Genomic DNA, 13,271 nt, shown 5'->3' with positions numbered 1-13,271 from the left:
AAACAACAATGAAGTTCCAGCAGGCATTACCCGCCGACGGAAGTTGCGGCCGCTTCGCGCCCGAGCGGGAGCAAGCTCCCTCGCCACAAAGAGCCCGTCCACCACAGGCTATGCGCCCGGTTCTTTACCGACTTCGTATTCACGCAGTTTATTGGCGATGGTGGTATGAGAAACCCCGAGGCGCTTGCCCAACAGGCGACTGCTCGGGTACTCGGAATACAACCGCTCCAGCACCGCCTTTTCGAAACGCCCGACAATCTCGTCCAGCCCGCCTTCCAGCGAGAAATCCCCCAGAGGCTGGCGCACGCCGTAATCAGGCAGGCGAATATGCTCTGCCTTGACCGTGCCGCCGTCACACAACGAAACCGCCTGAAACAGCACGTTTTCCAACTGCCGGACGTTGCCCGGCCAGTGATAATGGCTGAGCCGCTCCATCGCCGCCGGTGCCAGCTTCGGTAGTGGACAACCAATCTGCCGACTGGCCTGATCGAGAAAGTGCTCGACCAGCGGCGTCAGACCGTCGAGGCATTCACGCAGCGGCGGGATGTGCAACGAAAGCACATTCAAGCGATGGTAAAGATCCTGACGGAATTCACCGCTGGCACACAGTTCAGACAAATCGACCTGGGTGGCGCAGATCACCCGCACATCCAGGTAAACCTCTTCATCGCTGCCGACCCGGCGGAAGCAACCGTCCTGCAAGAACCGCAGCAATTTCACCTGCAAGCGCGGACTCATTTCCCCGACACCATCGAGAAACAGCGTACCGCCCGCCGTCAGTTCCAGCAGCCCGAGTTTGCCTTCGGCGCGCGCCCCTTCGAACGCCCCTGGGCCATAACCGAACAGCTCGGTCTCGGCCATCGATTCTGGTAACCCGGCACAGTTGAGCGCCATCAACGGCGACTGTCCACGCGGGCTGGCCAGATGGCAGGCGCGCGCCAACAGTTCTTTACCGGTGCCGGTCTCGCCCTCGATCAGCAGCGGCGCATCCAGTGGCGCCATGCGTCGCGCTTCACGCACCACCGCGGCCATGACCTTCGAACTCTGGAAAATGCTGTCGAAACCGCGCAACTCCTGCTTGCGCACGTTATAGATGCGTTCGCCGACCCGGTCCGCCCGGTGCAACGTCAGCACCGCACCAGCCATGGCCTCGCTGTCGTCATGCTCCGATTGCAACGGCGCGATATCGGCCAGGAACACGTCGCCCTTGACCTTGACCCGCAAGCCATTGATCCGCGATTTATTGGCGCGAACAAGCTCCGGCAGATCGAAGTCCTCGGCATACCGCGACAAGGGAATGCCCGGCACCTCGTCCACCCGCACCCCGAGCAATTGCGCGGCAGCACGGTTGGCCGCGACGATCGAGCCGCCCATGTCGATCGACAGCACCGGAAACTCCAGCGCGCCGAGCAAGGCGTTCAGCTCCATGTGCCGACGCTCGCTGGGCATCAGCCCTACGCGCTTGACGCCAAACACACCGGTGATGGCCTCGAACTTCGGACGCAGTGCCTGGAACTGAAGGTTGATCAGGTTCGGGCAATGCAGATAGATCGCGTTGCCATGCTCGCCGCCGACCTCACCCCGGGCGACGTTGATCCCGTACTCCACCAGCAGGTTGAGAATGTCGCGCAGGATACCGATGCGGTTCTGGCAGTGGACTTTGATACGCATATAAAGGCCCGAACGGTGGTAAATGAGGCGCATGGCGAGGATTTTTCTGCCGAGGCGCGAAGTTTGTTGTCAAGATTATGTGACAGCCCAGGGCCTTTTAAAACCCGAAAATCTCAATACCTACGCCACAGCCGCCCATCCGTAACGAATACTTTACGAAAATCAGGGAATTCTCCTACGCGCAACGCTCCAAACCTGCTGCAAGGTCGCACACTTCGGGTTATCTCTAGGTCCATAGGCAACAGACATAACAAGAACGTATCCCTTTGCAGGAGAGCAGCATGAAGCAGACGCAATACGTGGCCCGCGAGCCCGATGCGCAAGGTTTTATTCACTACACCGCTGAAGAGCATGCAGTGTGGAACACGCTGATCACTCGCCAGCTGAAAGTGCTCGAGGGTCGTGCGTGCCAGGAATACATGGACGGAATCGAAAAACTCGGCCTGCCCCATGACCGCATTCCGCAACTCGACGAAATCAACAAAGTCCTCGGCGAGACCACTGGCTGGCAAGTTGCCCGGGTACCGGCGCTGATTCCATTCCAGACCTTCTTTGAATTACTGGCCAGCAAGCAGTTTCCGGTCGCGACCTTTATTCGTACTCGCGAAGAACTGGATTACCTGCAAGAGCCGGACATTTTCCACGAGATCTTTGGGCACTGCCCACTGTTGACCAACCCTTGGTTCGCCGAATTCACCCACACCTACGGCAAACTCGGCTTACAGGCTTCCAAGGAAGAACGCGTTTATCTGGCGCGCCTGTACTGGATGACCATCGAGTTTGGCCTGGTCGACACCCCGCAAGGCAAACGCATCTACGGCGGCGGCATCCTCTCCTCGCCGAAAGAAACCGTGTACAGCCTGTCCGGCGAACCGGAGCATCAAGCCTTTGATCCGCTGGAGGCGATGCGCACACCGTATCGCATCGACATCCTGCAACCGCTGTACTTCGTCCTGCCCAACCTCAAGCGCCTGTTCGATCTGGCCCACGAGGACATCATGGGCATGGTCCAGCAAGGCATGCAGCTGGGTCTGCACGCACCCAAGTTTCCGCCTAAACCCAAGGCGGCCTGAGAGCGCCGCAGTCGCGGCGCCCCTCAAAAAATAGTAACGTCTAACAAGAACCGAATTCAGGAATACACCATGAACGCTCTGAACCAAGCCCATTGCGAAGCCTGCCGTGCCGATGCTCCACAAGTCAGCGACGAAGAACTGCCGGTACTGATCAAGCAGATCCCTGACTGGAACATCGAAGTCCGCGATGGCGTGATGCAGCTGGAAAAAGTCTTCCTGTTCAAGAATTTCAAATTCGCCCTGGCCTTTACCAATGCCGTGGGTGAAATCTCCGAGGCCGAAGGTCACCACCCAGGCCTGCTCACCGAGTGGGGCAAAGTCACCGTGACCTGGTGGAGCCACTCGATCAAAGGCTTGCACCGCAACGATTTCATCATGGCCGCGCGCACTGACGAAGTGGCCAAAGACGCCGAGGGCCGCAAATAATGCATTTCGACGCCATCGGCCGAGTACCCGGCGACCCGATTCTCGGCCTGATGGAGGCCTATGCGCAGGACAGCAATCCGTGCAAGTTCGACCTTGGCGTGGGCGTCTACAAGGACGCCCAGGGCCTGACCCCGATTCCGCAGTCGGTGAAACTCGCCGAACTGCGCCTGGTGGATCGTCAGACCACCAAGACCTACATCGGCGGTCACGGTGACCCGGCTTTCGGCAAAGTGATCAATGAGCTGGTGCTCGGCGCCGATTCCACGCTGATCGCCGAGCAGCGAGCCGGCGCGACCCAAACCCCGGGCGGCACCGGCGCCTTGCGCTTGAGCGCCGACTTCATTGCGCACTGCCTGCCGGGACGTGGCATCTGGCTGAGCAACCCGACGTGGCCGATTCACGAAACCATCTACGCCACTGCCGGCCTCAAGGTCAGCCACTATCCGTACGTGGGCAGCGACAATCGCCTCGATGTCGAAGCGATGCTGGCGACCCTGAACCTGATTCCCAAGGGCGATGTGGTGCTGCTGCACGCCTGCTGTCATAACCCGACCGGTTTCGACTTGTCCCACGATGACTGGCGCCGAGTGCTGGAGGTGGTTCGCAGCCGCGAACTGCTGCCACTGATCGACTTCGCTTATCAGGGTTTTGGCGATGGTCTGGAGCAGGACGCCTGGGCGGTGCGGTTGTTTGCCGCTGAACTGCCCGAGCTGCTGATTACCAGTTCCTGCTCGAAAAACTTCGGCCTGTACCGCGACCGCACCGGTGCGTTGATCGTCTGCGCGAAGGATGCCGAAAAGCTGGTGGATATCCGCAGCCAATTGGCCAACATCGCCCGCAACCTGTGGTCGACACCACCGGATCACGGCGCCGCCGTGGTGGCAACCATCCTTGGCGACCCGGAGCTGAAACAACTGTGGGCCGATGAAGTGGAAGCCATGCGTTTGCGCATCGCGCAGTTGCGCTCGGGCCTGGTGGAAGCGCTGGAGCCACACGGCTTGGGCGAACGCTTCGCGCATATCGGTGTGCAACGCGGGATGTTTTCCTACACCGGTTTGACGCCGGCGCAGGTGAAAAACCTGCGCGACCACCACAGCGTGTACATGGTCAGCTCCGGTCGCGCCAACGTCGCCGGGATTGATGCGACACGTCTGGATTTGCTGGCGCAAGCTATCGCTGACGTCTGCAAGTAAATCCCCGGCAGGCTCCTTGTGGCGAGGGAGCTTGCTCCCGCTCGAGCACGCAGTGGTCGAAAAGCCTGCATTCGAGCTTTAACTGAACAAACTAATTACCTTACTTTTGGGGCTGCTCCGCAGCCCAGCGGGAGCAAGCTCCCTCGCCACAAATGCTTCAAAGCACGGGTACCGCATGCGGCCATCCGTCGCAACAAAGGGAGATAAAAGTCTTTCTGTCATCTCCCCTGCTGTATCCTGCCCAGGCTTTTTAAAAGCGCGGATCTACACAGCGATTTAAAAACAGACCTTGCGAGGAGCAACCAACATGCACGAGATTCCTAATCTCCCCTTCCCAAGCCTGCACGAAACTGCGCAGACAACCCCGCAACAAGCCGGTGCCCATAAGCCCGAGCCGAAAGAAGCCACTGGCAGCCGCAAGGCCGACAGCGAAGACTGAAAAAAGCACTACCCAGACCGTGTGGAAAGCGCTAACTCATGCGCTTTCCACACAGCCTGAACCAAGGACCCGCACATGAGCGACACCTTCACCGAAAGCCAGGCCAGCGTACTGATCGGCACTGCCGAAAAGATGATCGATGTCTGGAACCGCCTGACACCCGAGAAGCAAGCCCTGCTCCTGACCCGCTTCGGCAGCCAGGAAAACGCCCTCGCCGCACTGGTAACCACGCAACTGGTCGCACCTGCCAAATCCTGATTCCGGCCAGGCAACACAACGATCGACACCCGGCACCAATTTCTCCCCCTCTGCGCATCCAACCACCGGTATCATAAGCAGCCTATCTATCCTGCTGTCCCGTGGACCCATTCCCATGCCAGATCCTCAGCGCCCCATGGCGGTCACGCTGCAAGTCGTTTCCATCGTCCTGTTTACCTTCATCGGCTATCTGAATATCGGCATCCCCTTGGCCGTGTTGCCGGGTTACGTGCACAGCGACCTGGGCTTTGGCGCGGTAATCGCGGGCCTGGTGATCAGTGTGCAATACCTCGCCACCCTGCTCAGCCGCCCGTACGCAGGACGGATCATCGACAACCAGGGCAGCAAACGCGCGGTAATGATCGGCCTGGCTGGGTGCGGCTTGAGCGGTGTGTTTATGCTGCTGTCGGCCTGGACGCAAAACCTGCCGACCTTGAGCCTGATCAGCCTGCTGATCGGCCGACTGGTACTGGGCAGTGCCGAAAGCCTGGTCGGTTCAGGATCGATTGGTTGGGGCATCGGACGGGTCGGCGCAGCGAATACCGCCAAGGTTATCTCCTGGAACGGCATCGCCAGTTACGGTGCGCTGGCGGTCGGCGCACCGCTCGGCGTGCTGCTGGTGCATCACTTGGGGCTGTGGAGCATGGGCGTGAGCATTCTGTTGCTGGCAGCGCTGGGGCTACTGTTGGCCTGGCCGAAAACCGCGGCGCCGATCGTTGCCGGTGAACGCCTGCCGTTCATGCATGTCCTGGGACGGGTGCTGCCCCACGGTTGCGGGCTGGCGCTGGGCTCGATCGGCTTCGGCACCATCGCCACCTTCATCACCCTGTATTACGCCACCCGACACTGGGACAACGCCGTGCTCTGCCTGAGCCTGTTCGGCGCCTGTTTCATTGGCGCGCGTCTGCTGTTCGGCAATCTGATCAATCGCCTCGGCGGTTTTCGCGTGGCGATTGCCTGCCTGTCGGTCGAAACCCTTGGCTTATTGCTGTTGTGGATAGCACCGGACGCACACTGGGCACTGGCGGGCGCGGCGCTGAGCGGGTTCGGCTTCTCGCTGGTGTTCCCGGCGCTGGGCGTGGAAGCGGTGAATCTGGTGCCCGCCTCCAGCCGTGGCGCGGCAGTTGGCGCTTACTCGCTGTTCATCGACTTGTCACTGGGGATCACCGGGCCGTTGGCGGGCGCCATCGCAGCCGGATTCGGCTTTGCCTCGATCTTCCTGTTCGCCGCCCTCGCCGCGTTGAGCGGTTTGATGCTCAGCGTCTACCTGTACCGGCAATCACCAAAGTATCGTGAAGAGCGCGAAGCGCCCTAGAAGTCGACTTTGCCGCGCCCGGCCTTGATCGAGCCGCGCTTGGTTTTTGACTCCAGCCGACGCTTCTTCGAGCCCAGGGTCGGCTTGGTCGGACGACGTTTTTTTTCAACCTTGGTGGCGCTAAGGATCAACTCGGTCAGTCGCGCCAGCGCATCTGCGCGGTTGGCCTCCTGCGTGCGGTACTGCTGGGCCTTGATGATGATCACGCCGTCGCTGGTGATCCGACTGTCACGCAGCGCCAGCAAGCGCTCCTTGTAGAACTCCGGCAAGGATGACGCCGGAATATCGAAGCGCAGGTGCACCGCGCTGGAGACCTTGTTGACGTTCTGCCCACCCGCGCCTTGCGCACGAATGGCGGTCAATTCGATCTCGGCATCCGGCAGATGCACGTTGTTGGAAATCACCAGCATGGAAAAGCGTATCCGCGTTAGGAGTGCATCAGGATACCCGAATAGCCTGAAGGAGATTACAGGCTCGTTCCCACAGAGTTTTGTGTGAACCCTGAAAACAACAAACCCGGCACATGGCCGGGTTTGTCGTTTCTGCTTTCTGCGTTACTTCACTGCAGAAGCCGCAGCATTCAACGCGTGCTGAGCGCTGCGTTTGTTCTTGATGTTGTAGCAGACCCACATGAACAGGACCCACACCGGAATCGCGTAGACCGAGATCTGGATGCCCGGGATCATCAGCATGATGCACAGGATAAAGGCCACGAACGCCAGGCAGATGTAGTTGCCGTATGGGTACCACAGCGCCTTGAACAAGGGCGTTTGTTTGGTGCGGTTCATGTGCTGGCGGAACTTGAAGTGCGAGTAGCTGATCATCGCCCAGTTGATCACCAGCGTTGCAACCACCAGCGACATCAGCAGTTCCAGCGCGTGCTGCGGGATCAGGTAGTTCATCACCACCGCAACGAACGTTACCGCGGCCGAGGCCAGGATCGAACGCACCGGCACGCCGCGCTTGTCGATCTTCGCCAGGCCTTTCGGGGCGTCGCCCTGTTCAGCCATGCCCAGCAACATGCGGCTGTTGCAGTAGGTGCCGCTGTTGTACACCGACAGCGCAGCAGTCAGCACCACGAAGTTGAGGATGTGCGCCGCGGTCTTGCTGCCCAGCATCGAGAACACCTGAACGAACGGGCTGCCACTATAGGCATCGCCGGAGGCATTCAGGCTCACCAGCAAGCTGTCCCACGGAGTCAGCGACAGCAGAACCACCAGTGCGCCGATGTAGAAAATCAGGATCCGGTAGATCACCTGATTAATGGCTTTCGGGATCACGGTTTTCGGCTTGTCGGCTTCTGCTGCGGTGAAACCGAGCATTTCCAGGCCGCCGAAGGAGAACATGATGATCGCCATGGCCATCACCAGACCACTGACGCCATTCGGGAAGAACCCACCGTGTTCCCACAGGTTGCTCACCGAGGCTTGCGGGCCGCCATGGCCGCTGACCAGCAGGTAGCTGCCCAGGGCAATCATGCCGACGATCGCCACGACCTTGATGATCGCAAACCAGAACTCCGCTTCGCCAAAGACTTTGACGTTAGCCAGGTTGATCGCATTGATCATCACGAAGAACACTGCAGCCGAAGCCCAGGTCGGGACATCCGGCCACCAGTAGTGCACATATTTGCCGACCGCTGTCAGCTCCGACATGCCCACCAGGATGTACAGAATCCAGCAGTTCCAGCCCGACAGGAAGCCGGCGAAACCGCCCCAGTACTTGTGCGCAAAGTGGCTGAACGAGCCAGCCACCGGCTCTTCAACGATCATTTCGCCCAGTTGGCGCATGATCATGAAAGCGATGAAGCCACAGATTGCGTAACCGAGAATCATCGACGGGCCGGCCGATTTCAGCACACCGGCAGAGCCCAGGAACAATCCGGTACCGATCGCGCCACCGAGGGCGATCAGTTGAATATGGCGATTTTTCAGGCCGCGCTTCAGCTCGCCTGAATGCGAGTTTTGTCCACTCATGAAAAGGGTCTCACGCAAGGTTTGATAATGTTCGTTAAGACGTTGCCGCTCGGATCAGGATCAAGCGGCGCGGATCAAACCCCAGCGCAGGCACCAGGAGTTCAGCGTTTTTTTACCGGTCATGCGTCACCTGTTTGTTTTTATCTGTGACGAAATCGAACCCGACACGCTTGTGGCGCGGCGGAGTTAACAAAGCGGATAGCCTTGAGTTTGCGCAGTTACGCAGGGAGGTCACAGTTAAAACGCGGCGCATTGTACACCTGTAACCCCCTGCTGCCAGACACCGCTGAATCAGCGCGTCGTTTGCCGGGATTGCCTGTGTCCGCCTCGAGGGGCCCGGGCGGCTGCAAAAAAAAGCTCAGACCTTTGCGGGTCGTTGACGGGGGCGATGGAAAAATCACCCCTCGAAGAGAGATGGAGATGGCTCACGGCGTTCATTGCGCCTCCTTCTTGTTATGCACCTGCACGACAGGCATGGGCGCATCTCACCGCTGAAACCGTCTTGAAACAAGCGGACCAGAGCCCTGTAAACCGTATGACCGAGCACCAACCGGAAGCTTTTCCTTACAGCCCTCACTGCAACCCGAATCCATAGCACAGAACGCGGCTTTTCGTAAAGTCTTCTTTACGATGCGTAACGCATTTTTTCCACTACAGATCTTTCTGTAGGCCGACTGCAAATTGACGGTAGTCCTATTCCTACGGATGCGACCGAGTTAGCGTTTGTTTTTAATTGAAAAAACAGACAACCAAAAACGGAATAAAAATTTCACAAAAGACGAATTTAAATTTTAAATTGTATTTTAAAAAGTACTGGACTAGGTTTCCAACCACTTGCCAGACCGTGAAGGCGCGCAAGTAAGCGGCAACTTTTTTCGGTCGCAATGATTTATTCCCGCACTGAAAACAGCACCGTCATTCAACCTTAAAGCTATCAGGGAGATTCACTATGCAAGCAATGAATAAAGACCTGGAAACCGAACTGCAACTGGACGAGTGGTTTGAAGCGCCGACCCATGACGCTGCTGTTGAAATGATGCAAGCCGACGCGGTCGTTCCGTTCGGCACGGCGATGTGGCCTTTGTAAGAAATCCAGGCAGGTACGCGCCGGCCGGTCGTACCTGCCACTATTCGCTGACTGTCAGGGAGGACTCATGGATAGACTCCGCGCCATTTCGCATTTCCTTTACTACCTCGAACACCACCCTGCCCTCGTTGGCGTACGTCCGGCCAAGGTCTTGCTCGGGCATACGCAACCTTACGAGGCGTTGACCGGCGCGATCATCGAGCAAGCGGCCAACGAGCCATTCCACTTCAGTGCCATGCGCCTGGACCTCGAATCGACCCAAACCCTGGCACAGGCGATTGCCGACTGTGATCTGTACATTTTCTTCTATGACTCGTCGACCCTGCCCAACCCGCGCCCGGACGGCCCCGAGTTTGTTCGCGCCCTGCAAAGCGTCATGGCCGACCACTGGAAGAAGTCGCTGCTGTTCAAGGATTACGGCGATTACTTCTACGACACCTTCAGTGTCACGCCGCAACGTATCGCCGGGCTCAACAGCCATCTGATCCAGCGCATGTCCCAGGCCACCACCCTGAGCTTCAGTGATCGACATGGCTCTTACTTTGAAACACCGCTGAGCAGCATCAAGAAGTGGACCAATATCAACGGCGTCGGCAACTTCGATCTGGCGCCCGGCGAGATCGCCACCCACAGCGAAGCCATCAATGGCCAGGTAAAGTTCGTCGGTACCTTCCTCGGCACCATTCCTTTCGCCCGCAAATATGGTGTGCTCGAATCGCCGCTGGAATTGTGGATCGAGAACTCGACCATCAGCCGAATCGCCACGCAAGTGCCGGGGCTGGAACATGACTTCAACAAATACCTGGATGCCAATCCTTCCAACCGACGCATCGAGGAGTTGGGGATCGGCACCAACGAGGGCGTCAAGGACCTGTATGCGCGCAACGCCGGCTTCGAAGAGCGCCATTGCGGCCTCCACCTGGGGTTGGGCGGTGGCGCCAAGGGCAGCCATCACCTGGACCTGATCTTCGCCAGCGGCATGTTGGCGCTGGATGACAAGCCGGTGTTTGATGGGCGGTTTGTCTTTTAGCGCTAACCGCTTTGGTGATGCTACTGACGCCTTCGCGAGCAAGCCCGCTCCCACATTTGACCGCGACCTCAAGGTAGATACGGTCCAATGTGGGAGCGGGCTTGCTCGCGAAGACTGGCTCAAAAACACTACATCACTAAAGCCGCGTCAAAAAAAACGCCAACCCGAGGGTTGGCGTTTTTTATGGAGCGCTTACCGATTATTCCGGCTTGCGACGACCAAAGCCTGGGCGCTGACCAGAACCGGCCGGTGCGCCACGACGCTTGCCCGATGGCGCATCACGGTCGACCAGGACGATGCCCGGACGCTTTTTCGGCGCAGGCTTGGCCGGGCGCTTGGTGTCGGACGGACGGTCTGCCACTGGCGTACCGCGACCCGACTCACCACGACCTGCCGGCGCACCGCGATCGCTGCGACCACCGGACGGAGCACCGCGGCCTTCGCCACGTTCAGTGCGACCGTTGGCCGGACGCGGAGTGCGTGGACCGCGCTCGCCGTCCTGACGTGGTGCCGGCTTGCGAGCCGGACGCTCGCCTTCGATCTGCGGCTCGCGCGCTGGACGCGGGCCAGCAGCCGCTGGAGCACCGGTCGCTGGACGCAGGGTCCGCACGCGCTCGCTCTTGCCGACCGGGCGCGACGACTTGCGCTGCATACGCTCAAGCTTGTCTTTGCTCTTGGCGTTCATTTGCGGCATAGCCACCGGGGTCAAACCGACTTCAGCACTCAGTACGTCGACTTCGTACTGGCTCATTTCGCGCCAGCGGCCCATCGGCAGGTCAGAGTTGAGGAACACCGGACCGAAACGCACGCGCTTCAGACGGCTGACCACCAGCCCCTGGGATTCCCACAGACGTCGAACTTCACGGTTACGACCTTCCATCACCACGCAGTGGTACCAGTGGTTGAAACCTTCGCCACCTGGAGCCTGCTTGATGTCGGTGAACTTCGCCGGGCCGTCTTCGAGAACGACGCCAGCCTTGAGGCGCTCGATCATTTCGTCGTCGACTTCACCACGAACACGTACCGCGTACTCGCGGTCCATTTCGTAGGATGGGTGCATCAGGCGGTTGGCCAGTTCACCGTCGGTGGTGAACATCAGCAAACCGGTGGTGTTGATGTCCAGACGACCGATGTTGATCCAGCGGCCTTCTTTGGGTTTCGGCATTTTGTCGAACACGGTCGGACGGCCTTCCGGGTCGTCACGGGTGCAGATTTCGCCGTCGGGTTTGTTGTACATGATCACGCGGCGGACCGATTCGGCCGCTTCTTCACGCTTGATCACCTTGCCATCGATGGTGATGGCGTCGTGCAGGTCGACTCGCAGGCCAAGGGTGGCATCTTTGCCGTTGACCTTGATCCGGCCATGACTGATCCAGGCTTCTACGTCGCGGCGCGAGCCGACACCGATACGGGCGAGGACTTTCTGCAGTTTTTCGCCTGCTGGGCCGATTTCCTGGTCGTCTTTCTGGTCGTTGATACTCATCTGGGCACCTCCCGGTGTGGTCTGTTCAGGCCTGGCCTGAAGATTTGAAATCTGGTCTTTGAGCGAAAGGATCGCCGAAGGGTCGCGAATCATACGCGCATGACGCCGCTCGCGCATCAGAGACTAGCGGATAAACGGTCGGTTAATTGTTTTTCCGCCGACCGGTGATATAGAGCTCACTGCAAAACCACCTGTAGACACAAATCAATGTGGGAGCGGGCTTGCTCCGGGCGGCGATCCGACGAAAGCGGTCTGACAGTCAATATCGAGGTGGAATGTCAGGCCCCCTTCGCGAGCAAGCCCGCTCCCACAGGATTCGTGTCAATCGTCGAAGTGGCGGCGTTCGTTCTCGATTGCTTCGGCCAGCGCCAGGGCTTCAGCTTCTTCGTCGCTTAGTTCGGGCGCGGGTTTCGGCTGTTCCAGTGCAGCGACGGCGGCCAGGAGTTTCTCGCGAGCTTCGGCAACGCCGAGGACGTCGTCTTCAGCCTCCTCCTCAACTTCTTCAGTTTCGGCCTCGGCTTCAACCTGGTGCTCGGTCTCTACCGCCACTTCGACGGGCGCATCAACGGGCGGCTGCGGCTCGCTGTCGCTGACCGCGCCATCACGCAGCAAGTCGTCGAAGTCGGTCTTGATCCCCTCTTCCATCGAGTCCAGTTCGAGCAGCAAGGTATGGAAACTGGTCTCGTCTTTCGGCTCTTCCGGCTCGGCGCTGGCATCGGCCAGTTCTTGCAGGCCCTGCGGCACCGGTGCGTCGTCGAACTCGAGCATCGGCTCGGGTTCCAGCTCGCGCAGTTCGGCCAACGGTGGCAGGTCGTCGAGGTTCTTCAGGTTGAAATGATCGAGGAACGCCTTGGTGGTGGCGAACATCGCCGGCTTGCCCGGTACGTCGCGATAACCGACGATCCTGATCCACTCACGCTCCAGCAGGGTCTTGACGATGTGGCTGTTGACCGCCACGCCGCGCACATCCTCGATCTCGCCACGGGTAATAGGCTGACGATAGGCAATCAACGCCATGGTCTCCAGCATCGCCCGTGAATAGCGCTGCGGACGTTCTTCCCACAGACGTCCGACCCACGGCGCGAACTTTTCGCGAATTTGCAGACGGTAGCCCGAGGCGACTTCCTTCAGCTCAAAAGCCCGACCGTCGCAGGATTTCGCGAGAATCGCCAAGGCCTTCTTGAAGACCGGCGGCTCCGGGCGCTCGCCCTCCTCGAAGAGTTCGTACAGACGCTCCATCGACTGCGGCTTTCCCGAGGCCAACAGAAAGGCTTCAAGCAGTGGCGCCAGCTCGCGGGGTTCACTCAGATTCATTGAATT

Annotated in this window: 13 protein-coding genes; 8 read left to right on the top strand and 5 right to left on the bottom strand. The window is 59.3% G+C overall.

Annotation, left to right across the window (positions count from 1 at the left end):
• Positions 1-108: 108 nt before the first annotated feature.
• Positions 109-1,671, bottom strand: a complete 1,563-nt coding sequence (locus AC3WK5_RS19645) for a sigma-54-dependent transcriptional regulator (protein WP_103315682.1) — start codon at positions 1,669-1,671, stop codon at positions 109-111.
• A 281-nt stretch (positions 1,672-1,952) separates the two neighbouring features.
• On the opposite strand from AC3WK5_RS19645, the gene phhA reads away from it, so the two are divergent.
• From phhA to AC3WK5_RS19615, 6 genes are all read left to right on the top strand, one after another.
• Positions 1,953-2,744, top strand: coding sequence for a phenylalanine 4-monooxygenase (gene phhA, locus AC3WK5_RS19640; protein WP_103315584.1), 792 nt, complete (start codon positions 1,953-1,955; stop codon positions 2,742-2,744).
• A 69-nt stretch (positions 2,745-2,813) separates the two neighbouring features.
• Positions 2,814-3,170 carry a 4a-hydroxytetrahydrobiopterin dehydratase gene (locus tag AC3WK5_RS19635; protein ID WP_019692410.1) on the top strand — a complete coding sequence of 119 codons (357 nt, stop codon included), beginning with the start codon at positions 2,814-2,816 and terminating at the stop codon, positions 3,168-3,170.
• The gene (locus tag AC3WK5_RS19630; RefSeq protein WP_103315583.1) at positions 3,170-4,363 is read left to right on the top strand and encodes an amino acid aminotransferase; all 1,194 of its coding nucleotides are present in this window, start codon (positions 3,170-3,172) and stop codon (positions 4,361-4,363) included. Before AC3WK5_RS19635 ends, AC3WK5_RS19630 begins: the two co-directional genes overlap by 1 nt.
• A 307-nt stretch (positions 4,364-4,670) precedes the next feature.
• Positions 4,671-4,802 (top strand): hypothetical protein, encoded by a 132-nt coding sequence (locus AC3WK5_RS19625; protein WP_256583854.1) that lies wholly within the window; start codon positions 4,671-4,673, stop codon positions 4,800-4,802.
• A gap of 75 nt (positions 4,803-4,877) precedes the next feature.
• Positions 4,878-5,060, top strand: a complete 183-nt coding sequence (locus AC3WK5_RS19620) for a hypothetical protein (RefSeq protein WP_019692413.1) — start codon at positions 4,878-4,880, stop codon at positions 5,058-5,060.
• 115 nt (positions 5,061-5,175) lie between these two features.
• Entirely contained in the window at positions 5,176-6,375 is a 1,200-nt protein-coding gene (locus AC3WK5_RS19615) for an MFS transporter (protein ID WP_103315582.1), read from the top strand.
• Here AC3WK5_RS19615 and arfB read toward each other — a convergent pair.
• Together arfB and AC3WK5_RS19605 are read right to left on the bottom strand one after the other, a co-directional pair.
• Positions 6,372-6,785, bottom strand: coding sequence for an alternative ribosome rescue aminoacyl-tRNA hydrolase ArfB (arfB, locus tag AC3WK5_RS19610; protein WP_019692415.1), 414 nt, complete (start codon positions 6,783-6,785; stop codon positions 6,372-6,374). The genes AC3WK5_RS19615 and arfB overlap by 4 nt on opposite strands.
• A gap of 144 nt (positions 6,786-6,929) precedes the next feature.
• Positions 6,930-8,351, bottom strand: coding sequence for an amino acid permease (locus AC3WK5_RS19605; protein ID WP_103315581.1), 1,422 nt, complete (start codon positions 8,349-8,351; stop codon positions 6,930-6,932).
• A gap of 949 nt (positions 8,352-9,300) precedes the next feature.
• On the opposite strand from AC3WK5_RS19605, the gene AC3WK5_RS19600 reads away from it, so the two are divergent.
• Positions 9,301-9,438 carry a hypothetical protein gene (locus tag AC3WK5_RS19600; RefSeq protein WP_054596264.1) on the top strand — a complete coding sequence of 46 codons (138 nt, stop codon included), beginning with the start codon at positions 9,301-9,303 and terminating at the stop codon, positions 9,436-9,438.
• A gap of 67 nt (positions 9,439-9,505) precedes the next feature.
• The gene (locus AC3WK5_RS19595) at positions 9,506-10,468 is read left to right on the top strand and encodes a M29 family metallopeptidase (RefSeq protein ID WP_103315580.1); all 963 of its coding nucleotides are present in this window, start codon (positions 9,506-9,508) and stop codon (positions 10,466-10,468) included.
• A gap of 199 nt (positions 10,469-10,667) precedes the next feature.
• Here AC3WK5_RS19595 and rluB read toward each other — a convergent pair whose 3' ends face one another.
• Positions 10,668-11,951, bottom strand: coding sequence for a 23S rRNA pseudouridine(2605) synthase RluB (gene rluB, locus AC3WK5_RS19590; RefSeq protein WP_054596262.1), 1,284 nt, complete (start codon positions 11,949-11,951; stop codon positions 10,668-10,670).
• A 321-nt stretch (positions 11,952-12,272) separates the two neighbouring features.
• Entirely contained in the window at positions 12,273-13,265 is a 993-nt protein-coding gene (gene scpB / locus AC3WK5_RS19585; RefSeq protein WP_103315579.1) for an SMC-Scp complex subunit ScpB, read from the bottom strand.
• Positions 13,266-13,271: the final 6 nt, after the last annotated feature.

The sequence above is a fragment of the Pseudomonas sp. FW306-02-D09B genome (assembly GCF_058782685.1).
This window is presented reverse-complemented; position numbering and strand designations above follow the sequence as displayed.